At 44.9% G+C, this 26,829-nt stretch carries 26 protein-coding genes; 9 read left to right on the forward strand and 17 right to left on the reverse strand.

Features of this window, described 5'->3' with window-relative positions; all coding sequences use genetic code 11:
• The 6 genes from QMG91_RS24350 to QMG91_RS24375 all read right to left on the reverse strand — a co-directional run bounded on the left by QMG91_RS24350 (position 1) and on the right by QMG91_RS24375 (position 5,202).
• Positions 1–348 carry a phasin family protein gene (locus QMG91_RS24350; protein WP_004398245.1) on the reverse strand — a complete coding sequence of 116 codons (348 nt, stop codon included), beginning with the start codon at positions 346–348 and terminating at the stop codon, positions 1–3.
• A gap of 84 nt (positions 349–432) precedes the next feature.
• Positions 433–1,638, reverse strand: coding sequence for an acetyl-CoA C-acetyltransferase (locus QMG91_RS24355; protein WP_281830614.1), 1,206 nt, complete (start codon positions 1,636–1,638; stop codon positions 433–435).
• Positions 1,639–1,657: 19 nt separating this feature from the next.
• Positions 1,658–2,398 carry an SDR family oxidoreductase gene (locus tag QMG91_RS24360; protein ID WP_022561563.1) on the reverse strand — a complete coding sequence of 247 codons (741 nt, stop codon included), beginning with the start codon at positions 2,396–2,398 and terminating at the stop codon, positions 1,658–1,660.
• A gap of 558 nt (positions 2,399–2,956) precedes the next feature.
• Positions 2,957–4,093 (reverse strand): conjugal transfer protein TraF, encoded by a 1,137-nt coding sequence (locus tag QMG91_RS24365; protein ID WP_281830615.1) that lies wholly within the window; start codon positions 4,091–4,093, stop codon positions 2,957–2,959.
• Between the two features lie 156 nt (positions 4,094–4,249).
• A complete protein-coding gene (locus tag QMG91_RS24370; RefSeq protein WP_004398240.1) occupies positions 4,250–4,546 on the reverse strand; it encodes a GIY-YIG nuclease family protein in 297 nt (98 codons plus the stop codon).
• Positions 4,543–5,202, reverse strand: coding sequence for a YceH family protein (locus tag QMG91_RS24375; protein ID WP_022591811.1), 660 nt, complete (start codon positions 5,200–5,202; stop codon positions 4,543–4,545). The genes QMG91_RS24370 and QMG91_RS24375 overlap by 4 nt, the downstream gene beginning before the upstream one ends.
• 422 nt (positions 5,203–5,624) lie before the next feature.
• On the opposite strand from QMG91_RS24375, the gene QMG91_RS24380 reads away from it, so the two are divergent.
• Together QMG91_RS24380 and QMG91_RS24385 are read left to right on the forward strand one after the other, a co-directional pair.
• The gene (locus QMG91_RS24380) at positions 5,625–5,939 is read left to right on the forward strand and encodes a DUF496 family protein (protein WP_004398237.1); all 315 of its coding nucleotides are present in this window, start codon (positions 5,625–5,627) and stop codon (positions 5,937–5,939) included.
• 344 nt (positions 5,940–6,283) lie between these two features.
• Entirely contained in the window at positions 6,284–6,538 is a 255-nt protein-coding gene (locus QMG91_RS24385) for a YgjV family protein (RefSeq protein WP_004398236.1), read from the forward strand.
• Positions 6,539–6,618: 80 nt separating this feature from the next.
• Here the strand turns inward: QMG91_RS24385 and QMG91_RS24390 are convergent, their stop codons facing one another.
• Complete coding sequence (locus tag QMG91_RS24390; RefSeq protein ID WP_004398235.1) at positions 6,619–7,041, reverse strand: GNAT family acetyltransferase; 423 nt, start codon at positions 7,039–7,041, stop codon at positions 6,619–6,621.
• Positions 7,042–7,170: 129 nt separating this feature from the next.
• Complete coding sequence (locus QMG91_RS24395; RefSeq protein ID WP_022591809.1) at positions 7,171–8,379, reverse strand: NupC/NupG family nucleoside CNT transporter; 1,209 nt, start codon at positions 8,377–8,379, stop codon at positions 7,171–7,173.
• 567 nt (positions 8,380–8,946) lie between these two features.
• On the opposite strand from QMG91_RS24395, the gene QMG91_RS24400 reads away from it, so the two are divergent.
• Genes QMG91_RS24400 through QMG91_RS24410 form a run of 3 tightly spaced genes read left to right on the forward strand, consistent with a single transcriptional unit; the run spans position 8,947 to position 11,047 of the window.
• The gene (locus tag QMG91_RS24400) at positions 8,947–9,456 is read left to right on the forward strand and encodes an SRPBCC family protein (protein ID WP_281830617.1); all 510 of its coding nucleotides are present in this window, start codon (positions 8,947–8,949) and stop codon (positions 9,454–9,456) included.
• Positions 9,457–9,497: 41 nt separating this feature from the next.
• Entirely contained in the window at positions 9,498–9,851 is a 354-nt protein-coding gene (locus QMG91_RS24405) for a YciI family protein (protein WP_004398231.1), read from the forward strand.
• Entirely contained in the window at positions 9,848–11,047 is a 1,200-nt protein-coding gene (locus QMG91_RS24410) for an RNA polymerase sigma factor (protein WP_281830619.1), read from the forward strand. Before QMG91_RS24405 ends, QMG91_RS24410 begins: the two co-directional genes overlap by 4 nt.
• 73 nt (positions 11,048–11,120) lie before the next feature.
• On the opposite strand, the gene QMG91_RS24415 is transcribed toward QMG91_RS24410, so the two are convergent.
• From QMG91_RS24415 to QMG91_RS24455, 9 genes are all read right to left on the reverse strand, one after another.
• The gene (locus tag QMG91_RS24415) at positions 11,121–14,273 is read right to left on the reverse strand and encodes an efflux RND transporter permease subunit (RefSeq protein WP_281830620.1); all 3,153 of its coding nucleotides are present in this window, start codon (positions 14,271–14,273) and stop codon (positions 11,121–11,123) included.
• 2 nt (positions 14,274–14,275) lie between these two features.
• On the reverse strand, positions 14,276–15,409 hold the full coding sequence (locus QMG91_RS24420) for an efflux RND transporter periplasmic adaptor subunit (protein WP_022608327.1): 1,134 nt from the start codon (positions 15,407–15,409) through the stop codon (positions 14,276–14,278).
• Between the two features lie 516 nt (positions 15,410–15,925).
• Positions 15,926–16,711: a LytR/AlgR family response regulator transcription factor gene (locus QMG91_RS24425; protein ID WP_281830622.1), complete on the reverse strand. Its 786-nt coding sequence runs from the start codon at positions 16,709–16,711 to the stop codon at positions 15,926–15,928.
• Between the two features lie 16 nt (positions 16,712–16,727).
• On the reverse strand, positions 16,728–17,780 hold the full coding sequence (locus tag QMG91_RS24430) for a sensor histidine kinase (RefSeq protein WP_022599827.1): 1,053 nt from the start codon (positions 17,778–17,780) through the stop codon (positions 16,728–16,730).
• Positions 17,780–19,051, reverse strand: coding sequence for a hypothetical protein (locus QMG91_RS24435; RefSeq protein WP_281830623.1), 1,272 nt, complete (start codon positions 19,049–19,051; stop codon positions 17,780–17,782). The genes QMG91_RS24430 and QMG91_RS24435 overlap by 1 nt, the downstream gene beginning before the upstream one ends.
• A gap of 1 nt (position 19,052) precedes the next feature.
• Positions 19,053–19,823 (reverse strand): outer membrane lipoprotein-sorting protein, encoded by a 771-nt coding sequence (locus tag QMG91_RS24440; protein WP_281830625.1) that lies wholly within the window; start codon positions 19,821–19,823, stop codon positions 19,053–19,055.
• The gene (locus tag QMG91_RS24445) at positions 19,816–21,099 is read right to left on the reverse strand and encodes an ABC transporter permease (RefSeq protein WP_281830626.1); all 1,284 of its coding nucleotides are present in this window, start codon (positions 21,097–21,099) and stop codon (positions 19,816–19,818) included. Before QMG91_RS24445 ends, QMG91_RS24440 begins: the two co-directional genes overlap by 8 nt.
• Positions 21,087–21,770 (reverse strand): ABC transporter ATP-binding protein, encoded by a 684-nt coding sequence (locus QMG91_RS24450; protein WP_281830627.1) that lies wholly within the window; start codon positions 21,768–21,770, stop codon positions 21,087–21,089. The genes QMG91_RS24445 and QMG91_RS24450 overlap by 13 nt, the downstream gene beginning before the upstream one ends.
• An 8-nt stretch (positions 21,771–21,778) precedes the next feature.
• A complete protein-coding gene (locus tag QMG91_RS24455) occupies positions 21,779–22,423 on the reverse strand; it encodes a hypothetical protein (protein ID WP_281830629.1) in 645 nt (214 codons plus the stop codon).
• Between the two features lie 271 nt (positions 22,424–22,694).
• Between QMG91_RS24455 and QMG91_RS24460 the strand changes: the two genes are divergently transcribed.
• The 4 genes from QMG91_RS24460 to QMG91_RS24475 all read left to right on the forward strand — a co-directional run bounded on the left by QMG91_RS24460 (position 22,695) and on the right by QMG91_RS24475 (position 26,596).
• Positions 22,695–23,426 carry a MipA/OmpV family protein gene (locus QMG91_RS24460; RefSeq protein WP_004407319.1) on the forward strand — a complete coding sequence of 244 codons (732 nt, stop codon included), beginning with the start codon at positions 22,695–22,697 and terminating at the stop codon, positions 23,424–23,426.
• Between the two features lie 128 nt (positions 23,427–23,554).
• Positions 23,555–24,229, forward strand: coding sequence for a GIN domain-containing protein (locus QMG91_RS24465; protein ID WP_223097529.1), 675 nt, complete (start codon positions 23,555–23,557; stop codon positions 24,227–24,229).
• A gap of 527 nt (positions 24,230–24,756) precedes the next feature.
• Positions 24,757–25,914 carry a porin gene (locus tag QMG91_RS24470; RefSeq protein ID WP_281830630.1) on the forward strand — a complete coding sequence of 386 codons (1,158 nt, stop codon included), beginning with the start codon at positions 24,757–24,759 and terminating at the stop codon, positions 25,912–25,914.
• Positions 25,915–25,975: 61 nt separating this feature from the next.
• Positions 25,976–26,596, forward strand: a complete 621-nt coding sequence (locus QMG91_RS24475) for a DUF2057 domain-containing protein (RefSeq protein ID WP_281830631.1) — start codon at positions 25,976–25,978, stop codon at positions 26,594–26,596.
• The last annotated feature ends 233 nt before the right edge of the window (positions 26,597–26,829 follow it).

Here is a 26,829-nt window from a genome sequence, read left to right on the forward strand (position 1 = left end):
TTAAGCTGGAGTAGAAGCTTTCAGACTTTCAGAAGTGATTTGCTCAACGTCTTCTTTGAATTCATTAGCAATGGATTGAAGTTTGTTGCTGTCGTCCATCAGTTGCTGAGAAAGACGAGTAATAACAGACAGCTGCTGGTTGCTGAAAGAAGCCAGAGAAGTCACGTCTTTCACTTCACCCGCCGCTTTTAGCTGAGCAAGACCTAAGTCGCTGTATGAACGCAGTGCGTTTAGGTGAAGTTCAGTAATCACCTCTGCGTTTTTGGTGAATAGTTTGTTGATTTTTGTGTAAGGTTCGAACGTTTTTTCAGTTTGATCGGTAAAAGCTTTAAAAATGTCAGTGTACATGGTGTCTCTCCTGATAAACAAATTTCCATTAAGTGAATCGATATTTCTCAGTCGGGGCTCCTGCCCCAATGAGTAAAACAGTTGTTAACTGCGTTTCAGTACTACTGCAGTGCCCATTCCACCGCCGATACAAAGTGAAGCCACTCCGGTACTGCTATTTTGGCGCTTCATTTCATGAATCAGAGATACAATGATTCGGTTTCCAGATGCCCCTAGCGGATGACCAAGTGCAATCGCACCGCCATTTAGATTGGCTTTGGATAAGATGGTCTCTTTGTCCACTTCATGGTGATCCGCAAGCTGGTAAACCACACCCAGTGCCTGAGCGGCAAAGGCTTCGTTTAATTCGAATACGTCCACATCTGAAATGGAGAGTTCAGATTTGCTCAAAGCACTTGTTACGGCTTTGACTGGTCCTAGTCCCATCACTTTGGGGTCCAGACCTGTTTGTGCATAGCTTGCCAACTCGCATAGAGGGGTCAGGTTTAATCTCTTAACGGCACTTTCGGATGCCACTACCAGTGCACTTGCACCATCGTTGATGCCAGAAGCATTACCAGCGGTGACAGTACCTTCACGGTCGAAAGCAGGTCTTAGTTTTTGCAACCCAGCCAGACTCGCATCGGCTTTAGGATACTCATCTGTGTCAAACACAATCGTTTCACGACGCTGTTTCACTTCCACCGGAATAATTTCATCTTTGAATTTTCCGGCTTCAATGGCTGCCACTGCTTTTTGCTGGCTAGACAGTGCAAATTCATCTTGCACCTCACGAGATAATCCAACTTCCTTGGCAATGTTTTCGGCAGTGACTCCCATGTGGTACTGGTTGTAAACATCTGTTAAACCGTCGGAAATCAGTAGATCCTTAAAGCTGATATCCCCCATTTTCTGACCTTGGCGTAGGCTAGCCGGAGCAGCAAATGGGATTTGAGACATTACCTCAACACCTGCAGCGACAACCACTTCGGCGTCTCCACTGCGTATATGAGAAGCTGCATCCATAAGGGTTTTCATGCCGCTTCCACACACCATGTTGAGCGTGTATGCAGGGGTAGTTTCTGGAACACCGGCAAAGATTGCAGCCTGACGACCGACACCCATGCCCTGACCAGCACCAACAACATTGCCGACAATCACTTCGTCGACTTCGGTTGGGTTTACATTGGCGGCTTCAAGCGCACCTTTGATCGCGGCAGCACCTAATTCACCTGCTGATGTGTTTTTTAATGTTCCACCAAACGCACCGATAGCCGTACGCTTCGCAGAAACGATGTATACCTTTTCCATTTTTAATTCCTTTCTGAAGTTAACTCATGTACAGGCCGCCATTGACTGACAAAGTTTCGCCAGTAATGTAAGCCGCTGCATCGCTTGCCAAATAGCTGACCGCTTTCGCAATCTCATCTGGTTGAGCTAGCCTCTTCATTGGAATTTCGTTTTTAATGGTTTCCAGTACGTCTTCACGGATGGCAGTGACCATTGGTGTTGCCGTATACCCAGGAGCGACAGCATTAACTGTAACGCCTGAACGCGCACCTTCGGCTGCCAGTGATTTGGTAAAGCCGATCATGCCAGCTTTTGCAGCCGCGTAGTTCGCCTGACCAAATTGTCCCTTTAGACCGTTTACTGAGGTAATGTTGATGATTCGCCCACCCCCCTTTTCGCACATAGCGGCAAAAAGCGGTTGGGTAACGTTGAATAAGCTGTTCAGGTTTGTGTCGATAACATCAAACCAGCTGTCAGCCGACATTTTTTTGAAGACACCGTCTCGGGTGATCCCAGCGTTGTTAACAACAACATCTGGTGTACCTTCTTCTCTGAGAAGTTTTTCAAGCCTTTCACTGCACTCAGCAGTGTTAGTAACATCAAGTTCAAATAGTACAACCTGATCTTCCGTGAATTGCTTCTCATCGAACCATTCTTTTGCACACTTATAGTTACCAGTGTAATAGGTCGCGATAATACGATAACCTTCACTAACTAATTGCGTACTAATAGCCGACCCGATTCCACCCTTGGAACCAGTGATCAAAGCGAGTTTTTCCATTAATGACTCCGTTCTTACAACAAGCGTGACGCAAGACGTCAAAACCAACTGACGTTATTTTTAACGCCTCAATGAGATTTATTCTTAGAGCTTTTTTAATACGTCTTAAAGACTCTTATTTTTATTTAATTTAATTCGAGACTGTGACGTTTTTATTGCTTGATATTTAAAATAAGCAACATTTTTAATAAATCTACACACAAAGTTGAGTTTATTAGAAAAACAAGATCACAGTCTCAAATATCAGGCACTTATGTTAACAAAACTCTAAACAAGAAAAATATTGTTTACATTTTTTAAACAAACTTGAGTGATTTTCGAGCTATTGCTATATTTTTCAGTAAGTTAAAGGTTATATTTATAGATGTGTAATTTATTTAAATAACTAAGGAAAATGTTATTTAGGAAATAAAAATAATTCTAACAGAAATAAAAACCATATAGTTCATTCAATTATATTGACATAAATATCAGGTCTTTTATTAAAGAGAAAAAAGAAAGGTTTTTATAAAATAAAAGGCAGCAATAACGTGCTGCCTTTTATTATTAAAAATAATATTAGAACGTGAAACCTAAACTTGCAGAAGCGCCAAACTGGTTATTTCCAGCATAACTACCTGCCAGGTCAATATTTACTACGTCAAATGGGCTTAGCCCTAAGCCAAATGTAACAGAATTGTCTACTGTACTCTTAGTATCCATTTCGTAGCCCACTCTTAACTGAGCCCAGTCCCAGGCGTTGGCTTCTGCCCCTAATCGAACAAACTGAGTATCATCCGCTACACCTACAAAACGCGTTTGCGATGTTAGATCAGCATCTGCTGCTACAGTGAAAAATTCCGTTGTGTATGCAGCACCAACCGTCATCTGAGGCTTCAATTCGTAAACGTATTTGGTGTCGGTTGTGATCGACTGCTTCATGATGTCTTTGATGGCAAATGCCGCTCTGAAGTTACCAAGAAGCCATACCGCACCTAGGTCAATGTTGAACGCTGATTCGTTAGTTTCACCTTTATCGTATTCATCAAGCTCAAAGTCGTTTACGTTGATGTTTTGAGAGTATGTGGTGAGCTTTTGGAACTTAGGAGTGATACCAATAGAAACTCGTTGACCAGCCAGATCAAGCTGCTTTGCCAGCGCGAGACCCACTTCTGTGTAGCCGAATGCGACCAGATCAACATTGGTATCCTGTATACGCTGATTCGTATCGGTAAGGCTGTCTGAGACCTTGTTTGCCACGTCTGTCACACCGATAATTTCAACATAACCAGACGTAAACAGGTTGGCTGCCACCAGGTTAGTTGGCAATGCGGCAGCAACGCCAATATTTCCTGATGCTGTAAGAGGCTTATGCCCTGCCAGAGAGTCCAGGTGGCCATTAAGCTCGGCTAATAGATCGGTAGAAGGTGAGCTCTGCACTTTTTTATAAGTTTTTTGCACGTCATCAATGACTTCTATCGCATTATCGGTATCACGGACTTTCACCCCACCGGCGGGGATTAGAATTGCAAAATCGTCAGATTCATCGATGACTGCCGCCAAGGCAGGGTTATAAAATGGGGCGACTAAATACTCACCTGAAGCCACACCCGTATTTCCCATACCATTCCCTCTGCCATCAGCTACGTGATTGGCTGCAGAAACGGAAAGAGACAGCAAAGACAAACCAAAACCCACTGCATATTTGTTATTCATAACGATATCCAATTTTATTTATTTTATAGCTCAATGAATTATAAAATTCATTCATGGAATGAAACTCACTTTCCATTCAATTAAATATTTTAATGTATAAATTCGCAACTAGCTTCTGATTTGTGTGATTTACAACCAAGTTTTATAAGTTCAAGGCTAAGGTAAAGCAGGAAGGATTTCTAAAGAAGTGGGTAATCTTTGGGTCAAAATCATCCGCTCTTTCTGACTTTTTGAAAGGCGTTTGATTTTGTATTCGAGTTTCATTGCTGTACTTTTAGAATCGGCAATATAAAGCCATTCAAGGGTTAACGGGGCTTTCCCTCTTAAAAATTTAGCGCCTTTTCCGGATTGATGCTGACGAAACCGACGAATCATATGGTCGGTTACGCCACAATAAAGAGAGGAGTTTTTGTCCCTGATAAGATAGACAAACCAGGGATTACTTTTAATCATTGATTTACAAGTGATCGGATTTGAGAAAGTGATACTTTCAGCTCTTCAATTTCATTTTTTAGCTCAGACACTTCATTCTCTAGCGCTTGAATTCGCGAGTTGTCACCGACGGGCTCCGAAGCAACAGGTAATGACTCAATATCCACTTCACCGCAAAACAAATGCTGGTAGCGTGACTCTCGCTTGCCAGGCTCTCTAGGCAACTTTACAACTAGCGCTCCTTCTTCGCGATTTGCCATCGCTTCAAGTACTGCTTCTGTTTCTTTTACATCTGCAAAAGTACACAGCCTGTTGGTGCGCGTTCTGAGCTCTCCGGGTGTCTGAGCGCCGCGAAGCAGCATACAACACACTACGCCTTTCTCCTGCTCAGTCAGTTTCAAACTGCCAAATTCAGTATTACAGAAACGGTGCTGATATTTTGCGGCACGAGCATTGAAGCTACTTTCGTCTGTGACGAGACGGCGCTGCATCAGTGAATCCAATGCATTTTGCACATCACTTTCACTAAGCGAGAGGACAGGTTCCCGATTGCTTTTTTGGTTGCACGCCGAAGTCAGGCTGTTTAGCGTTAGGGGATAATGGTCAGGCGTTGTGACTTCCTTTTCTATCAAACAACCTATTACCCGAGCTTCTATCGCGTTCAATTCAATGCTCATTCGACTTTCCTTCTTAATTCGTTCCTATTGACAACCAAACCTGCTCAGTGATTTGTAACCAATGGGATTCGCTGTGGCTTGCCATCCAAAGATAGAACAATAATTTTACTGCGGCTGAGTTCTATTTCGGTGAGTTCCTGCAACTGACGCCCTGTTTTGTAGGATGAACTTAACTTTTCTCTCTTAGAATGAGAGCTGTTTTCGGGTTCTAAATCGTCCTGAGGCGTCATAGTATCTTTAAAACTTATAAAAAGAGAAAATAATGATATAGCGGTTATCCGCGTTAAGACAACTCTTGTCGAAGTGGATGCCTAAAAATTCGTCATAAGACGCAAGGGATTGATCTAAAGTCTGTTAAGCCAACCAGCATTGTGTTTTAATCGAAAAAAGTTACTCATTTTGATTTTTGAGGTAAAAATCCCATGAACAACGTTTTTGAAATCGTTAACCAAGCTCGTCGTAAGAACAAGCTAAAACGTGAACTTCAAGACAACGAAAAGAAAATCCGCGATAACTCTAAGCGTGTTGATCTTCTTGAAAACCTGCTTGACTACATCAAGCCTGAAATGAAGCACGATGAAATTGTCGCTATCATCAAAAATATGAAAGCGGACTACGAAGATCGCGTTGACGATCACATCATTAAGAGTGCTGAAATCTCTAAAGTTCGCCGTGACATCAGCCGCAAAATTCGCGAGCTGACTGAAGCAGACAAACAAACTCAAGGCAAAAAATAAACAGCCTGACTGTCTGCACCCTGTTTTTCAGGGTTAGCACTTGTACGTACAAAGCCTCTGCTTAGCAGGGGCTTTTTAGTGTCTGTTGAAAAAAACATTCACCTAATCTAACCGATTCATTGCATTCATTACTTCAACAAATATCGGTATGAGGAAATTTTTTTCTGCGTTTAACGTTTGCGTAATCGCTTACTCTCACTTTCCTTAATCCACTGTATTCCCGAGTAAATCAAGCCTTGGTATAGTGACGAAAAATGACCATTCGGGGCACGGATAACCCCCTTTATCTCATGAAGAGAAGAATTGGTAGCGGTAAACACCGATGAGAATAAGAGGGTCAATTTATGGAATTTAGCACTGTTGAAATTTTGGGGTATGCGTCTTCTATCATGGTAGCGATCTCGCTAATGATGAAAGACATCGTACTGCTGCGTGTACTTAACTTTATTGGATGTGCACTGTTCACCACTTACGGTTTAATGATCGATGCAATGCCAGTTGTTGTAACAAATGGCTTTATCGCATGTGTGAATGTCTACTTCCTGCTGAAGATGTACAACGAGAAAAAAGCAGCCAGTCTGGAAACAGCCAAAGCCTGATAAGCTGAATCGTTTATAAGAAAAGCCAGTGTCTTCACTGGCTTTTCTACTTTCTGGTTGATTAGAGTCTGTTGACCTTGTTATTTTTTAACGCCATCCAGACGCTTTCCCATACTCACTGACTCATCAATGCTATAGCCTAAGTATTCGTAGAATTGAATGACTTTGGCGTTAGTGTTTCTGACCTGAAGATTTATCTTGGGGCACCCTTTTTCCTTTAACCGTCGCTCAAGATCTTCCATAAGTAAGCGTCCTGCTCCGGTTCCCTGATATTCAGGATCCACTGCAAGGTAGTTTGCCCACCCTCGGTGACCTTCGTATCCCCCCATAACAGACGCGACAACCTTGCCACTTTCTTCCATAACCAGAAACAGCTCCTTATCGTGAGCCACTTTAATATCGATGTCTTTGCTTGGGTCGTTCCAGGGAACCACTAATCCGCAAGCTTGCCATATTGCTATGATGCTTTGTTTGTCTGAAGGCTGATACGTCCTGATATTCATTCGCAATCCTTTTCTATAGCACTGATTTTCTAGCTTATTACAAAGTACCTAAATAAAAAGGCTAGGAGAACCCCCTAGCCTTTGATATTTATGAATTTTTATAAATTAAGGTCTGTGGACCTTAAGTACTTAAAGCAGAATAAATAACCCTGCCAAGCACGCACTCATCAGGTTTGCCAGTGTACCTGCAAGTACCGCTTTGAAACCTAAGTTTGCCACCTCAGAGCGACGCTCTGGCGCGATCACACCAATTGAACCTAGCTGAATGGCGATAGAGCCAATGTTGGCAAACCCACATAATGCAAACGTAACAATCACTTGAGTGTGCTCAGACAGCATCTCCTTGTTCGCCACAAAGTCGATAAACGCAACAAACTCGTTCATCACCACTTTCTGACCAATATAAGAACCCGCAGCCAACACTTCGCTGCCCGGAACACCAATCACCCAGGCTAGAGGCGCAAATATATAGCCGAATATGGCTTGCAAAGTGATGCCACTGAAGCCACCCCATTCGCCAAGTGTTTCAAGACCGGTATTGACCATCGCGATGACACTCACGAATGCAATCAGCATAGTGCCGACAGCAACGGCTACTTTCATACCATTCATGGCACCACTAGCAAGTGCATCAATAACATTGCTCTGTTCTGCTTTATCCATTTCAACATCAAGCTGCTGCGATGGTGTTCCCTGCTCCGGAACCAGAATCTTAGCCATCAGTAAGCTACCCGGTGCCGCCATGAAGCTTGCCGCTATCAGGTACTTCAGCTCAACACCCAGCCCAGCGTATCCACCCAGAACACTGCCCGCGACCGATGCCATACCACCAGCCATTACAGCGAACAGTTCAGAACGTGTCATTTTTGACAGAAACGGACGAACCAATAGCGGAGATTCACCCTGAGACAAAAAGATGTTACCAGTCGCAACTAACGACTCTGCCTTACTGGTTCCTAAGAATTTCTGAATGCCGCCACCAATAAACTCGATGACTTTCTGCATAATGCCAAGGTAATAAAGTGCGGAAATCAAGGCACTGAAAAAGATAATGATTGGAAGAACACGGATTGCAAAAATAAATCCACTGCTCGCCAGATCACCAAAGAGAAAAGCGATGCCCTCGTCAGCAAACCCCAACAGGCTGGATACACCGTTGCTCAGATTGGTCAAAGCCAACTGTCCCCAAGGAAAGTACAGGACAAGTGCCGCAAAACCAACCTGAAGGATCAACGCTCTGGATACCGTTTTCCAGTTAATGGCTTTGCGATTCTCTGAGAAAGCGTAGGCGCAAATCAGTAGGGTAATAACACCCAAAATGCTAAAAAGAATGTTCATTATCAACCCTGTTATCGAATGGAAATTGAAGAAGCGCCCAAGCGCAATTCAGACAGTAAATGGTAGGGTTGTGATGGCGCGGAACTGAACCACCCCAGAATGGAATTGGAAAAAATCGTCATTGCGGATTCACCTTTACAAGCAGTTAAAATTAGCTGGTCCGGTCCGTGGGGTCATTCACATGCTTAGAATCTGTTGACTCTCGTTAGCAATCCTTGTGACGGCTTGTATTGGTTATGCAAAACGTATAAATCACAAAAGATCAACACGCCTCTATATCGCCTGTTCAAATCAATAAAACAGCCGAATGTGCCAGCTTCGGCTTATAACCGAGCGAGAAGTATAGCGGCACAAATGAGAACTTCATCACATATTTTCACGCAAACGTTCAAGCGTATAAATAATGTTCAAACTACTCTTTACTATTGTTTTCAATGGGTCATGGCATTTGATTTCCAACATTTAAAAAAATTTTTAAATTTTTTTGTGAACATGTCTTTTGAGCCGATCGTTGTTCGTCATGTCAATGAAAAGCAGTTGGGCTTTTTCATTTAAAGGAGAATTATCATGACACTTACTACGATATTAATGGCGGCTGTAGGCATACTGACAGTATTAGCATTGGCAACTCTTTTGTTACCCAGACACATTGAAGTCGAAAGACAATCTATGTTGCCTAAGCAAGCCAAAGACATCATCAATCTGGCTGCTTCAAACAAGGGATACCAGAAATTCAATCCATATAAATCGGCTGACCCAGATTTAAGTATTCAACATTTTGGCCCGGAGAATGGAATCGGTTCTGGTTTTCACTTTAACGGAAAAGATGGCAAAGGCAGCCAGGTGGTTTCATCTGTCACGAATCACTCTGTTCAGTACAGTATTGATCTTGGAGCAATGGGGCAGCCCACTCAGATCATCAAAGCAGAACCAAAAGAAAATGGCGCACTCGTCACATGGCGCATGGAAATGGATTTAGGGAACAACCCAATTGCTCGAGTATTTGGTTTGTTTATGGACAAGATGGTAGGCAAAACCTTCGAAAAAGGTCTGGATAACCTGGCGAAAGCTGCTTAACCCACCAAATTTAAAACTTAGCGAACTTAAGGAGAAAAACGATGCGCTATACATTTTTACTTTACACCGACCCGGCAGATCTAGCAGACATGACTCAGGAAGACTGGATTGCAGAAAAAGAAGTTTATGGGGCTTACATCGAATCACTGCAAAAAGCAGGAGTGTTTGTAGATACGGACTGGCTACAGCCAGTTGATACTGCAACCACAGTCACGCTGAAAGACGGGACAAAGCAGGTGCAAGATGGTCCTTTCGCAGAGACACGTGAAACGCTTGGGGGATTCTTCGTAATCGATGTACCCGACCTGGATGCTGCTATGGTTTGGGCCGAGAAGTGCCCTGCAGCAAAACGCGGAAAAGTTGAAATTCGCTGCTCAGCAATGGATTCACTATGAGCAAAGAATATCGTGCCGCCGAAATGGCGGCACGTTCCTCATACGGAAAGCTGCTGGCGTATCTGTCATCCAGAACTCATGACATTGCGCTCGCTGAAGACGCATTAGCGGAAGCCTTTACTAAAGCACTCAGCCACTGGAAAGAGAACGGCATTCCGAACAACCCAGAAGCCTGGTTGATGACGGTCGCCAAAAACAAGATCACAGATCGCCAGCGTCAATTGGTTCGCTTTCCCGAAGAACCAGAAATTGAAGAGGAAGCGAACATGGAATCCGACTCCCCCGCTCTGCCAGACAAGAGACTCGAACTGATGATGGTTTGTGCTCACCCTGCTATCTCAGCGGATTTGCATACGCCCCTGATGCTGCAAACTGTTCTGGGAATTGAAGCAAAGGTGATCGCCAGACTCTTTATGTATCCCCCTGCTGCGCTGGCAAAACGCCTCGTCAGGGCAAAAGCCAAAGTCCGGGACTCTGGCATCCCCTTTCAGGTCCCAGACCCTTCTCAGTTACCTTCACGTTGCCAGACAATATACGAAGCCATTTATGCTCTGCACACCTACGACTGGCTTGACCCAAACGACACCTTTGGTGAAGAGGCATTGTATCTGGCGGACCTTCTTGTTTCTCTCGTTCCTGACGATCCGGAAGCCAAAGGGCTTGCTGCACTGATTGCCTTTGGACACGCGCGACGGTTAGCCAGAATTCATGAACAGACCTTGGTCCCCGTTGAAAAGCAAGACATGACACTGTGGGACGACAGCCTTTCACTGTATGCTCAACGTAAACTAAAGGACGCACATGCGTTAAATCGCGTTGGTCGCTTCCAGATTGAAGCCGCGATTCAGTCGGTTCATCAGGCTAGGAAGTCTTCAGGAATAACGGACTGGGAAGCCCTGAGTAAGCTTTATCCTGCACTCATTCAGTTTGCCCCTTCTGTTGGCGCGAAGGTGGCTTATTCTGTTGTAGTGGCTAAACACTTTGGTTACGAGAAAGGGCTTAATCTAGTTCTGGATTTAGAATCTGAAATTGGTTCGGGTTTCCAGCCTCTTTGGGCAACGAAAGCTGAATTCTACCGCAAGCTCTGCCAGCCCAAAGAAGCCGCAGACTGCTATCAGAAAGCTATTTCTCTCTCGACGGATACGCCAACCATACGATTCCTGGAAAACCAGTTGAATTCAATGAGATTAAACTGAGCGCGTAACAGGCTTATAAAAAAGCCCCAGATAAACTGGGGCATGCAATATCAATTTACAAAGCTTGTTAGTGTTACTCGTCTTTAAGTTCCACCAGCTTAGTACTTCCTCCATGGAACTTTTCACGCTTGCGCTGAACCATGGCATAGAAGCTCGGAATCAGGAAGGTACCCGCCAGTAGCACGCAGAGTAAGCCACCAACCAGTGACACACCCAATGAATTCTGACTGATGTAACCCGCACCTGACGCAAAGATTAGCGGAGTAATACCCAAGATAAACGACCAGGAAGTCATATTCACGGCACGGAATCGCAATTCACCACCATGAACAGCGGCTTCATCGATCGGTACTTCTTTGTTCTCACGCTCCAATTTCGCGAACTCGACTATCAAAATGGCGTTCTTCGCTGCGAGGGCTATCAACAACACCAAACCAATCTGGGCATACAGGTTCAGTGGAATGCCCGTCAAGTTAAGAGCCATGAACGAGCCCAGTGTCGCTACCGGAACCACAAGAATGATAGCCAGTGGGATCGTCCAGCTCTCGTACTGTGCCACCATAAACAGGTAAATGAAGATTAGAGCCAGTGCAAACGCATAGATCGCCTGATTGCCCGCTAGCTTCTCCTGGTACGCCAATCCTGTCCATTCGTACTGGTACCCATGAGGAAGTACTTCAGCCGCAACTCGCTCCATCGCTGCAATAGCATCACCACTGGAATAACCCTGTGCCGCTTCACCCTGAATGACAGCAGAACGGTACATGTTGTAACGCCAAGCCACATCCGGTTCGAAGACCTGCTCATAACTCACCAGAGTACCTAGCGGAATCATGTCTCCAGACTGGCTACGAACGTGGAACCTGCCAAGATCTTCCATGTCTGTCCTGTGTTCAGCATCAGCCTGAAGTGTCACACGGAAGTTCTTACCAAACATGGTGAAGTCATTAACGTAAATGGAACCGAGGTTACCCTGAAGCGTCTGGAAGATTTCGCCCAAAGGAATGCCAAGCTGCTTGGCTTTCTGGCGATCAATATCCAGATAGAAGTGCGGAACGTTGGCACGGAACGTACTGTAGGTGTACAGAATTTCTGGCTGAGCGTTCGCTTTAGCCATGACTTCGCCCATAACCTGAGCTAAGTCGCTTCGGTTTCGACCTAACGCATCTTCAAGTACAAATTCAAAGCCAGACCCTGCTCCCATTCCCGGTACGGCTGGTGCACCCATTGCAAATACAACAGCTTCTGGAATTTCCTGTGCCGCGCGAGCATTAATACGATTCGTAACGGCAAAAGAAGAATGATCGCCGTCCAGATTGTTTCGGTAGTCCCAATCCTTGAGTTTAACGAACAGTGAAGCACCGTTTGATGCCGCTGCACCGGTCAGGAAAGCATAACCATTAGCGACAGTCACACCTTCGATACTAGGCTCCTGGTTGATCACATCCATCAGCTTTTCAGTTACCGCTTCTGTACGAGACAGAGAAGCGGAATCCGGTAACTGCACGTTAACCAGCATGATGCCTTTATCTTCCTGTGGCACGAATGCTGTTGAAGTGGTTTTCGCAAGGAACGAAACTGCTGCCACTGCGACACCAAAGAAAATCAGAGCCAGAATTGTTTTCTTAACCAGAAAACCCGCTGCCTTACCATATTGACTGGTGACTTTGTCCAGAACCCGATTAAAGGCATCAAACCACTTCGCGGTATTGCCTCCGCCTTGCTTAAGCACCAGAGAACACACAGCAGGTGATAAGGTAAGCGCATTAATCGAAGAAATAACTACAGAAATACAAATAGTTAAGGCGAACTGGCGGTACATGATCCCGGTGATTCCCGGTAGCATTGCCACTGGAATAAATACGGCAAGGAGAACCAGCGTAGAGGTAATGATAGGTCCGGTTACCTCTTTCATCGCTTTTAACGTAGCTTGTCTTGGCGTTAGGCTAGGATCCCGCTTCATGATGGTATCAACGTTTTCGATAACCAGAATCGCATCGTCCACCACGATACCAATGGCCAGAATCAGACCAAACAGAGTTACGGTATTAATGGTAAAACCAGTTGCCAACATGATGGCAAAGGTACCAATCAAAGAAACGGGAATGGCAATAACCGGAATCAGAGTGGCACGCGCACTGCCCAGGAACAGGTAAGTGACTGCGATAACCAAAAGAATGGCTTCAATAAGTGTTTTGACTACGCCTTTAATCGACTCTTCGACAAACAGTGTCGTATCGTAGCTGGTTTCATACACCATGCCTTCAGGGAAAGTCTTGGAAAGCTCTTCCAGCCTTTCCATCACCAAACCACCACTCTCGAGTGCATTCGCACCTGACTGGAGAGAAAGCACCACGATAGAAGCGTCCTGACCACGGAATAAGCCCGTACCGTTGTAAAAGTTTTTGCCCAGTTCTACACGAGCGACATCTTTCAAGTAAACCGCAGAACCATCTGGGTTAGCGCGAAGCATTACACCTTCAAACTCTTCCACCGTCTCTAGTCGGCCTTTAGTCACCAGGTTAAACTGCACTTCCTGTGGGTTAGCGTATGGTGCCGCCCCGATGTTACCTGCTGCTACCTGAACATTCTGCTCAGCAAGGGCTGCATATACATCCGAAGTCGTCATTTTCAGCGAAGCCAGCTTTTCCGGATCCAGCCAGACACGCATTGCGTACTCACCGCCACCGATAACACTCACGTTACTGATGCCTTTAACACGAGCAAGCTGGTCTTTAACGTTCAGGTTCACGTAGTTGATCAGGAACTGGTCATTGTACTTACCTTCAGGCGAGTAAAAGTTCAGTACCATCAACAAGTCAGGTGAATTTTTCTTCACCGTGACACCCACCATTCGAACCTCTGGTGGCAACTTTGATTCGATCTGGGTTACACGGTTTTGAACGTTGACCTGAGCCATGTCGGGATCGGTTCCGATATCAAAGGTCACGTTTAAAGAGTAAGAACCGTCGTTGGCACTCTTCGAAGACATATAGATCATGTCTTCCACGCCATTAACGGAGGTTTCTATCGGGTCAGCGATTGCCTGCTCTAGAACTTCTGCACTGGCACCAGTGTAGTAAGCCGTAACGTTAACAGAAGGCGGGCTGATTTCCGGATACTCAGAAACCGGCAGTACAAGCAATGAAATTGCCCCTGCCAATGTAAGAATGATGGAGATAACCAGCGCGAATTTAGGGCGCTGAATAAAAAATCGGCTCAGCATGATTAAGCTCCCGTGTTGGCGGAATCGGAGTCTTGGATATTGACAGGCATTCCATTCCTAACACGTTGCAAGCCTTGCGTAACAACCTGCTCTCCCTTAGCGAGCCCTTCTGTCACGATGACACCTTGCTCGGTCTGCTTTCCTAGTGTGATGTTTCTGCGCTCAGCTATGTTGCCTTTGGCAACAATCATGATGAAGTCGCCTTCAAGATCAGTCTGAACAGCGCGTCTTGGGATAACCACCACTTCTTCTGGTGTTTGTTCCTGAATGGCAACGCGAACATGCTGCCCCGGTAATAATGCATGATCTGGGTTGGCGACGCTGGCTCGAAGTGCAATTGTCCCGGTGTTCAGATTGATTCGGTTACCGATGAAATCTAACTTGCCTTTGTGTTCATACACGTTGCCATTTTCAAGCTTGATCACTACTTCAAGCGCTTTTGCAGCTCCTTCACCATCACCTTTCACTTTATCCATACCAAACTCCAGTCTTTCCCGCTCACTCACGTTAAAGCTGGTATGAATTGGGTCCAAACTGACAATGGTGGTTAAAGGACCGGAAGAGGGAGAAACCAGATCACCAATACTCACATTGCTGCTGCTGATTCTTCCTGTGAATGGCGCAGTAATTTGAGTGTGAGACAGGTTAACATTGGCGAGGTTGAGTTGTGCTTCTGCGGCTTCTACCTGAGCTTCGGCACTCAATTTCGCCGCTGTAAGCGTGTCAAATTCAGATTTGGAGATGTTGCCTTTCGGCAAGAGATTTTTGCCACGCTTGAAGTCCATTTCTGCTTTTTTCAATGAGGCATGTGCCTGTGCCAATGAGGCTTTGGCGGTTGCAACCTGAGCGTCAAAGGAGGAAGGTTCGATTTGATATAAAACATCGCCTTTTTCAACAAGCTGCCCCTCGATAAACAGACGATCTTTAAGGTAACCAGAAACCTGGGCTGTAATGTTGGCATCTTCAACGGCTTGTACCCTGCCAACATAGGTTTTACTTTGTTGATGCATGACAGTGGTTGACTCCATAGCCACCACATTAGGTGCTACGGCGTTTCGATTTCCTTGTTCTGCTTCACCACATCCTACTAATACTAATGAGCTGGCGACTGCCAGACTGAGTAATGTTTTCTTCATGTATCTACCATTTTTTAGAAGAGTTTTGAGTTTTGTCTAACGGATAATGCCTTGCTAGCGCGATTATGATTTTACTTTTAACCAATTATCCGTAGCCGGAATCACCAACATAAGAAATGTGACACAATAGATGTCAGCGAAACCGTTGCGATATACGCAAGTTACCTCATATGATTGCCTAGTGGCGAGTAGAAATGATTTTCATGACGCGTTTTCAGTTTTTGATTCAGCCCCGTAGGATCTTCAAAGTGATGTTTCGCCAGAAAACCAATGCATTCTCACTAAACCAAGGTTCAAGAGATAGCTTGCGTATATTGACAGTTATTTTTGTTAGAGTGCTGCAAATATCTCACATAAAATTGTGTCAGTTTATTGCAAATTACAAAGAAGTGATAAAGTCATCATTTTTATGTAGTTACCTATTACATTTTACATATAGTTCAACGTGAAATAATTCATAAAAATGATAACCTAATAGCTTGAGTGTGGGAGGGCTAAAGTTTTGAGTTGGGCAGGTTACATTCCTTTGAACAGAGACTGAGAGGCGCGGCTGACAGGAAGCTCTTTCTGACCTATCACAACATACATTCTTCCGGTCAGATCTTTTCTAACTTTACTGATTCGTGAAACAGAAACAATGGTCGAACGGTGAATTTGCCAGAACTGATTGGGGTCGAGCTGTCCCAACAGTTCTTTCAACGACATTCTGATTAAATACTCATCCAAATGGCTTTCACCATTCTGACAATAAACAGAAACGTACTTATCTTCAGATTTGAAATACACCACATCATCGATAGGGATGAGGTGTATCTCGTCCCCCATTGATGCTTTTATCCAATGAAGATAGCTTTGAGGTTGAGTTTTCTCAGGAGAGAGTTGTTCGAACAACTTTTGTAAATCAGGCTGGCTACTGGTTTGGTGATCATTGAGTCTTTGCTGCACCTTGGCAACCGCCTTTGTCAGGCGCTCTTCGTTGATGGGTTTCAACAGGTAGTCTGTGGCATTGTTATCAAAGGCTTCTACCGCGTATTCATCGTATGCCGTGGTAAACACAATATGGGGCGTGTGTTGAAGCTTATTTAGCTTATTCGCAAGTGTTATGCCGTCTAGCCCCGGCATTCGGATATCAAGAAAAACGACGTCGGGTTCGTGCTCCAGGATGGCATCAAAAGCACTTTTACCATCACCGACTTTGGCGACAATATCCAACTCCAGCCAGACATCGTTTAATTGCCGTTGTAAGTGGTGAAGTAATAAAGGTTCATCGTCCGCAATTACCGCTTTTACATACTTTGCCATGTCTAATAAACCTTTATTATCTGCTTTGAAGAGAGCCCAATGCCAACCTGTTAATTGAGATGCGAGAGGTGACACCCTGAGGGTCATTCTGGATGACTGAAAGGGATGCATCTTCCCCAAACAAGGTCTTTAACCTGGCTCGTATATTCTGAAGCCCTATTCCATGACCACCTGACGACTTGTCTGCCAATAGACCAACACCATTATCTCTGACTTCCAAGACAACTTCCTTTCTTCCATCCAACACTTTTACATCGATGTGACCACGATTCAGGCTCGGCTCCAAGCCATGAATAACAGCGTTTTCTACCAAAGGTTGCAACAGAAATGGAGGCACCATTAAGGATTCGGTAAATTCGTCTTTAGTGACATTGTAACTCATCAGCTCGCCTAATCGTATTTGCTGAATCCCTAAATAGGCGGACAACAAATCCAGTTCATGATCAACAGGAACAAGTTGTGTGCGGTTCTTTCTTAGGGTTGCCCGAAGTAAGTCCGTTAATCGAGACAGCATTTGCTTAGCTTTACTCGGGTCACTTTCTATAAGCACGTTGATGTTTGCGAGAGTATTAAACAGAAAGTGGGGTTCTATCTGGCTTTGCAATTGTTGTAGCTCACTTAAAACCAGCGCTTTTTCCTGATCGGCCTGAATGCGTCGCGCTTTCTCTAACTCGTGGCTGGCTTGTGCTTTCTGTTCTGCCGAATAAAAGTAGTAAAAGCAAAACGCCGTAAAGATAAAACCCAATAACACGATAGGCTTCATGTCGGAGTAAGACGCAAAGCTCGGGTAATCACTCACCCAAAAATGTGCGTTAACACTACCGCCCAGCATAGAGATGGTGAGTGCGACTAAGTTGACTGTTCGTCGTGATAGCTCCGGAAGCACCAAAGTAACCAGATAGCCACCGACAACCGCGCTGTAGCCAAAGCCAAAGCTGATCACTATGTGCGTGTAAAATGGAGCTTCCCAGACAAAGGAAGTGGTGATCGCGATGATAAAACAAAATAAAGAAGTGAATAAAAAGCTTTTTAGCCACTCATTTTTGGCTAGCTCTGACCCCAGTCCCATTAAAATCTTCCTTTAAAATTTAGCAAAATCATACTGTTAGTTTTTAGGTTTTTATAGAGTGATTTATCTTTACCGTTGTAAAAACGTGCGGCAAGTTCAGTTTCAAAGCGGGACGCCCCGTCGTCGTACCATTCAAAACTCAATCTTGGTGTTGAGATCACACCACCATCTTCGGGCGCTATCATCAAATCCACTGTGGGCGTTAGCTTTTCAAACCAACCCGGAGCAGCAGTCCAGTGCTGTCCCTGCCAGTTTTGAGTATCCAATGTCCAGTGAAACATAACGTTGTGTTTGGTTAAGTTGGCATTTGTGAGTCCCAGTCCGTAGGAATCGGCAAGACGATCCTGACCATAAGTTTCTCTGAGCGAGGTCGCTGAAACCTGTGCATCTTCCCATTCTTCTTTCCCCCATGCTCGGCTGTCATACCAGTACTCCGCAATGACGCTGTGTCCGGAAAAGCTGCTCCAGGTTATACCTGTCATGACTTGTTGCGCAGCCCCTTGCGTTTCGAGCGCAACGGGTGCAAAAAGCTGACTTGGCTGTTGGTAAGCAAGATGTTTTCTTTGAATCACTGCCGATGAATGCCACTCCCATTCGCTACCGAAAACAGTTACCCAACTCGCCCCAACCAGCCCTTTTCTTACGTCATCAAAATAGCCGATAACCTGAAATTCACTGTCACCTCGCAGACCGTAGTAACGAACACCTACCCCATGTTGTTGCGCGGCTTTTTGAATCTCTGTGGCTTCTTGCTGAGTCAGCGAAGACGTCGTAGCAATCGCCGTCCATTCCCCTTCGGCTCCAAAGTGGGACAGGCTGACTACGCCTACCCCTTCTTCAACCTGAATCCCTACTGGGTTTCGACGATAAGGATTGAATACGTCCAGCGGACGATAACCATACCCCACCCCATAATCCTGACGAATTTTGCCGACGGTAGCATCCAAAGTCGTACCAGCGATATCTACACTTCCCTGCCAGAAAAACTCTCTGATGATCAAGTCTGATTCTGAATCTACCGAGCTGTCTGAGTGATAGATGCCATTGCCTAGCAAAGCCAGAGACGCGTTGAACGATTGGTAACCCAGCTCCACTTCTAAAAGCGCATCTACGCTCTGGATACTTTCTCCATCTGAAGCAAACACACCATTGGTTGCTTGGTGCTGAGTCGTGTCTGCACTTATCATCCAATCCCAGTTCGATGACAACTCCGAAGACAATGCCACCGGTGAAACAAGCACAGACAGGATTAAAGGTTTTGCAATCTTCACGTTACAGCTCCGACACGTTACTTCTGACTAAAAATGAAGGGTTGTAATATTTGTCTTCCAACTCATAAGACGAGATCTCCTGATATTCAATGGTCGTCTTTTTACTAGGCTGAATTTTATCTAACAAAGTCATGCTAACTACGGCATCTTCATTATTACGCTCACCTTTGGTAAACCAAGCCACCTTCGCCAGTTTGCCCGATTTCATTATCAGATTTGCCTTTACAGGAAAGTCTGACTCCTGCTCTAACCAAAGCTCGATAGAATGGTAACTTGCGCCTTTTGTCTTGGCAGTCAGTAGCAGTTTATTGGTTTGGATCTCGCTACCCGATAACGTAGTCAGGGTTTCTTGTCCTTCAAATGCCCCCTGATAATCGTCGCTCCAGGTCAGTGTTGAAATATCACCTACAGACGCTTCACCTAGCAATTTCTGCATGGGTGTAATTCGAATTGGTCGGCGACTTTTGGGCATAACCAGCCAGTAGTTATCTTCCAGCATCAGCATCTTCTGCCCGGCTTCCACTCTGGATTTTAATACCACCAGTGACTGCCTTTGAGGGCGAGTATAAACGTGGTACTGATGCGTTTTTTCCTTCTCACCGTTTTTGAAAACGTGCACAACAGAAACAACTTTTGAAGACTCTTCTTCCATACGGAAGTTATCGGCATTTTTCAGCATGGATGTCACGTCGTTTGCTACAACTTGGCCGCTAAGCAACGCTGTTGTTGCCAGGACAAGATTCAATACCTGACGAATAGAACAATTAAACATATGCAAGTGCCTCGGTGATGGGTTTGTTTACTCCCTTTCTGGCAGAGAAGTAAGCCGCAAATACGCAAATAGCGACGACTCCCAATGTCGAATAAGCAGCCAGTTCTGGAGAGAAGTTGATTTGTAGCGGGTAACCTTCGGTGTGACCTGGAGGAGGTGGCATTTTAATTTCCACAACCAGTAGCAAGACTGAAGCAATCAAACTGGCAAGTACACCAATCAGGCTACCGATAAGCGCAAGTAACCCAGCCTCTTTAATGAATGAAGAAATGATCTCGTTAGAGTATGTGCCAAGCGCAGAAAGTGTCCCGATTTCTCTTGTGCGTTCGGTGACAGACATAGTCATGGTATTGAAAAGAGCAACGAATACCACCAGCGCCATGATTAGTCCCATAATGCCGAAAATTCGGTCATACAGATCTTTCACTTTCTTGTAGAAAAACGCTCTGTCTTGCCAAGGTGTAATCTGTATCTCCTGATCCAGTACAGAAGAGTCCAGCAACTGTTGAGTTTGGTTCTGAATTGGGTTGGTTTGCTCGGTATCGAACAAGAATACCGACAAGGTGCTGATTTTTTCTGTTACCAATAGCTCCTGAGCAGAATTAACATGAAGGTATAGCTGACGCTTATCCAGTTCAGGAATACCTGTGCTGTAGATGCCATGCACTTTAAAGTCCAGCGCGTTTAATGCCCCTTCACTGGTGGTGGCTAACAGTGTTACCCAGTCTCCGATGCTAACCTTGAGGTTTCTGGCGAGTTCATAAGCAAGCATTACTTGAGGCTCATCAGCGTTGTAGCGGCTGGAGTTCATGCTGGTCAGGGTTCTGCCTTCTTTCACATTCAAGAAAGGACCTTTCATATCGAATTCTTTTTCGTTAACGCCATTACCAACAAAAATGGTCGACTTGTTGCCGTTTGAAATTAAGCCAGTGAAATAAACTCTCGGTTGTACCGAACGCACTTTGTCCATCGCCATGATCTTGTTGACCAGCTCTTTGGTTCCGGAAAGCCCGTTAGATAAAGGCATGTCTTCATCCTGCTCGAAATACCCGACCTGACTTAGTGTTAAGTGCCCAGTGTCACGAGCCGTCGACTCCTTCAGAGATTGATAAGTAAATAGCCCAAACCCGCCAGCACTTACCATGGCGAAAACAGCAATGGCAATGATTAAGATAGAAAGTGCACTGCGGCGAGAATTGCGCTTCAGGTTTAAAAACGCATACCTGAGGTTTTCAAAATACGCAGATAAAAATGAAACTCGATTTAGCTGACCCATTTCAGAACCTCCTTTTGAATAACGCCATCAAACAGGGCGATACTGCGATCGCACCGTTCTGCCATTCGGTGATCGTGAGTGGCAATCACAAAGGTGGTGCCGAATTCATGCCCCAACGACTTCATTATGTCGATAACAAGCGTGGCACTTTCGCTATCCAGACTCGCTGTTGGTTCGTCGGCGATGATCAGTTTGGGTTTGTTGACTAGCGCACGGGCTATGGCCACTCGCTGTTGTTGTCCCCCTGAAAGATTGTCTGGTCTGTGATGGACGTATTCACCGAGTCCGACTTTGTCCAGCATTGAAAACGCGATCTCTCGCTGCTGATCTCGGCTGTGACCGTTGAGTTTCAAGGGGTACATTACGTTTTCCAGTGCGGTCATCACCGGAACCAGATTGAACTTCTGAAAAATGAATCCCATTTGGTAGCGTCTGATTTCCGCAGCCTGTTTGGGTGTTTTTGGCAGCGGTTTGCCCTCGAAATGAATATGTCCGGAATAGTCAGTATCAAGAAGACCAAGCACATTTAGCAGAGTACTCTTCCCGGAACCGGAAGGACCACAAAGTGCGACCATCTCTCCTTTTTCTATTGTCCCAGTTGCGCTTTTCAGAGCGGGAACGTCAATCGTCCCCAACTGATAGCTCTTATTGATTTGATTAAATTCAATCATATTGCCCCCTAAGCCTCATTGACCAAGGCTTGAGCTTTTTGGGTCTCGGGGTGTGAAGCGTCTTTCTTTAGCATCACTGCCAGCCACTCTTGGGCGCGCTGTTGATCTTCAGCCCGAATGGCAGTTTCAATCGCAAATGAATAAACCCATGAAGTCGCAGCAAAAGGTGCCTGCTCAAATTCTGGCTCGGCAAGCAAATCGATATACAGATCGTATCCACGATCGAAGTGATTAAACATATCCGGCAACTGGCTGAAAGTTGCCGCAGACAATGCTCTGGCAAGGTATGTGTCCGGCAATCCCTGAATCACAGGTTGAGATTCGACAGGAACCGCTTGAGAGGCGATAAGGTTAAGCCCTTTATCAATCGTTGCCAGACCCTGTTCTACGTATTGCATTTTGTTCCAGGGCATCCAGGCATCACGACCCTGCATCGTTTGTGTACTGCCAAGGTAAACCAGACTCAGTGGCTTAGCCCCTTCTTTCTGAATCAATTTATTGAGTTGTTCGAAAACCAGCTCTACTTTGTCACTGTCGCCTGCTGCCGCCAGGTTGTACTGCTGAATAAGTTCATTGGATGGATTGGCAACAGCTTGCGAAAGTCCCGCCAGTAGCAGTGAAGAAATAATAAATGTGCGTTTGATGAGTTTCATAACCGATATCCATTCTGTTGTTTGGTGAAGCTACATTAGCAACGCCAGATTCCAGAATCAGAAGAATGCGATAAACGGTCGTTATAAGGAGTGAATGGTAATCTATACTTTTTAGGCACTTATTTTGCAGTTCTTTCAGGTGGCAATTTTTATTTGCCGCATGTGAAAGAAAAAACGCAGTTGCCAGTTCTATATGGTTGTTATACCCAAGTGACCTCAGAAACCCATAAAGCGAGGTCACTTGGGTATAGTAAGGTCATGGAAGTATATTATGAAAAAACTTGTCGCACTCTCATTAGCATTGGTATCTGGTTCTACATTCGCATTCGAGCCAGGTGAGGAATACGGCATCATTGGTGCCAGCGGTACATTTGGACAATCGGTTTACTCTACCGAAGATTCTGCAAAGTTTGGCATTACGCCTAACCTGTTTTATTACGGTGAGCGCGGATTTATTGACGGCAGCCTGGCAAGCTACAACGTTTTGCCATACGTCGGTATCTCCGGTAACTGGCGTTTTGCTCAGGTATCTAACACTTTTGATACCATTCCAGATGGCATCGATGAGCGAGACGGTAACCTGGAATTAGGTCTTACCATTGGTACACCTGGCGCTCGAATTACCTACCTTCAGGATGTTATGAATGTCCACGGTGGTAAAGAAATTCAGGTTCACCTAGGAAAAACATTCAACACGCCAATGCGTCGATTCACACTGACTCCTTACGTGGAATTAGACTGGAGAGACAGAAAGCTGTCCGACCATTTGTACGGTGTCAGCGCTGCGGAATCCAGTGCATCAGGATTAAAGCAATATGACGCATCCAGCAGCTTTGTCTATCAGGCTGGTGTAATTGGTTTGTACGACTTCTCGAAGAAGTTGGTGATCATCAGTAAAGCAAGAATGGAAAGTCATGATGATGACAGCCCAATCGTTCAGCGTAATTTTGGTTGGTCATTTGAAGTTGGTCTTACCTATAAATTTGCTGGGAAATCTTGGTAATTTTAGCTAAAACAGTTAGTTAAATTCACCACGAAATATAACAACCCCTTTAAAATCAAACAATTATAAATTGGCACACATATTGAAATACCAAGCATGTGTGCCAATTCTAATTTAAAGGGCTAGTTATGTTTTCTCAATCAAGGTTTTACGCGAGTTTTTTATTCCTAACCGGGATCGTTTCTCTGGTTATTGCTGACTCTGCAATGGCAGACGAAGAACGTGCATTTCCTACCACTTCCTTCCACTCACTGGGTGTTTCTAAAGACATTAGCGTCAACGTTCAATGCGGAGCAAAACCTATGGTGATTGCTCAAGGTCACGAAGACGTACTGGATAAGCTTTCTTTAAAGAATACCAGAGGCAAATTGCTGATCAGCAATGAAGGCGAAGACCCTGGATGGTTTGCGACTAAACACCTCGACATTACCGTGGTAACCGACAAGCCACTCACAAGCGTCGAAGCAAAAATGGGCACAAATCTCACCGCCGTTCCATGTGCTATTTCAAGCGACGAGTTAAAAGTTGTGGGCAGCATGGGGGCAGAAATCTTCGTTGAGGGCAAGGTTTCAAACTTGGATGCTCATTTGTCTCTGGGTGCTAACTTCAACAATTCAGATTCTTTACTTGATGTCGAAAATGCCAATATCGACTTTTCAATGGGAGCCAATGCCTATTTGTGTCATGCCAAACGGGTGACAGGTTCACAGGAAATGGGCGCTGCTCTCTACGTTGGCGAGAATACGCGCTATAAAATTGATCAGGTAATGGGAGCCGTAGTTTCCTACGATGGCTGTTGGTAAAAAGGTTATTGATAGAAAAACTGTCGCAAAAATGGTTTTACATAAAACCAAAATAATCGTACTATTCAAACTCTAGGAGATAAAAGGCGAGACAAAAAGCACACGAGACAGTCTCGCCTGACAAAAGTTCACCCTGTCCTATCTCCTTGCAACGAGATATGCATCAAGCTTTTTATATGCGACATCTCAAAGCATCTAAAACAAACAAAAAATCTCCGTATGTTCCCTTCTGTTTCAAGCCTTACCCAAGCACTCTCTTTCAATTATTCATCTCTCTAAATCGCTGATTATCTATTTTTACATCCGTTTGCACAGTGATTCTATCCCATTGAAAAATATGGATTTATATTTTTCTAAAAAGCTAAATTTTGACCGTCTTCAAATCCATAACTGCTTGAAACTACCCAAGAAAAATTTCTGATTAAGCTTGTTCACGTACTCAATCTAACAACAACGATTCTCTGTGCGAGTATCCAGCGGCCTACAGGAGCTGGCACAGAATTCAGCTATACACTTTAGGAGTAAACATGAACAAAATCTTTAAGCCTAGCATCATCGCAATGGCAGTAAGCAGCGTTGCACTGACAGCATTTCCAACTGTCGCAGAAGAAACCGATACGAAATACGATGTGTACGGAATCATCGCGTTACAGGCGCATTATCGTGACTACGAAAACTCCCCTAGCCTTACTGGCTTTCAAACCAACAATGAAAGCCGCATTGGTTTCAGAGGTTCTAAACAATTCCAAAACTTTGGCCCTAAATTTATCTGGCAGATAGAAGGCGGCTATGTCGACCCTTCTTATTCTGATCACACGGCAAGCGGCGGTTTCGGTGAACGAGATACCTTTGTCGGTTTTGAAGACTTTGATTCATTCGGTCAGTTCCGACTAGGTCGTGTTCTGACACCACTCTATGAAGTGGTTGACTGGCCCGGTGCAAACCCAGGTCTGGGTGATGTGTGGGACTGGGGTGGCCTGATTGGCGGTGCAAAGTTCCAGGATCGCTCATCAAACACGGTTCGTTGGGACTCACCGGAATGGGGCGGTCTGACTCTAGATGTGGCTTACGGAAGAACCAAAGCCGCAGCAACCGGAAGTGACGAAGGTTGGTGGCAAGGCGCTGCTGCACATTACAAAGTAGGACCAATCCAGTTTGATGCAGCCTATGAGATCAACCGAAACACTGCTGAAAGTTTTCAGGATGGCACGCTTGATCCCGACGCCCATGACCCATCAACCAAAGATACCTTTAACCGTATCTGGGATAACAATACGTACCTGATTGGGGTTCAGGGATGGTTTGAAAATGGTATTTCCTTCTTCGCGCAATATCGTATCCAAGATGCAAAAGTTACCGAAGGCGTCGATAACGGGCGTGAAGAGAAACAAAATGCCATGACTTCTGGTTTGATGTACAACACAGGCGACTGGCAGTTTAAAGTCGGCTACACCAAAAACTTTGAGCTAGAAGTGAATGGCGAGAAAGTGGCAGACTCAGCTGACGATATTATCTCTGCTCAGGCGATGTATTTTGTAGACCCATCAGCGGTGCTTTACGTACGTGCTCGTGATGTCACCATGGGTGGTAACACGGTTGACTCCGGTAACGCAGGCATGACTTATGATCGCTGGAAGTCAGATTCATTTAATGAAGTATCCGTTGGCGTGGAATACTACTTCTAATCAGTCAAAATAAAACTCTGGGCGGGATATTACCCCGCCCTAACCTGTTTCTGGAGGCTTCATGGCATTCGCTTTACGTATAGTTGTCTTAGCACTGGCTGGCTTTACCAGCTTTACCTTTGCATCCCCACTTACATTGAGCCTGAGTAACGAGCTCACCCCAAGAACCATCAATGGCGCTAAAATTGAGAGTCAGTGGATTAAGTCCAGCTCAGCTCTGGAGATTCAGCCTGGATTAAATCAGATTGCCGTGACAATTGGTCAGATCGTGGTAGAGGATGGCAGAAGAACCAAATACTATTCACAGCCCTACGTCCTCCTGTTCGAAGGAAGAGAGTCACTGACTTTAGATTACAAGGCGTTCAGAACAATGAGTGATGCACGCCAATTTGAAAAAGCGCCAGCCTTTACTCTGACCGATGCCTCATCCAACCCAATCGACTACAAAATAGATACGATACACATAGGTGGTTTGCAGACGTTGCAAGACTTTGAAGGAGCGATTCGCCGATACAATGAAAAGGGTGAAGGACTTGCGGTCTATCGCTCAGAAAAAGAGACGACCGTTACGTTGACTCATTCTGAAGAACATCTTCTTAAGTCAGCACAATCTGCCTTTCAGGATTTAAATTCTGATACTCAAAGAAAGTTTATGGCTTGGGCGATGGAGAATTTAAAGTAAAAAAAAGCGGGCACCGCATGCCCGCAAAGCCCGTTCCGGCTGAAAGAATAGTGCTAGACCCAATTAACCTTTCGTTTATTGGGTGTATAATTCATTGCGGCGGCTAAGATACCATTTGAATATCAAACATACAACACATCATTCTATTTATTTTGACTCTCATTCTGAGAAGGTCGACTTCTTTATATATTTATATCTTTAAAAACAATACGTTATAAACCCATATATATTGG

Source organism: Vibrio nigripulchritudo, assembly GCF_027924785.1.
GTDB classification, from domain to species: Bacteria; Pseudomonadota; Gammaproteobacteria; order Enterobacterales; family Vibrionaceae; genus Vibrio; species Vibrio nigripulchritudo.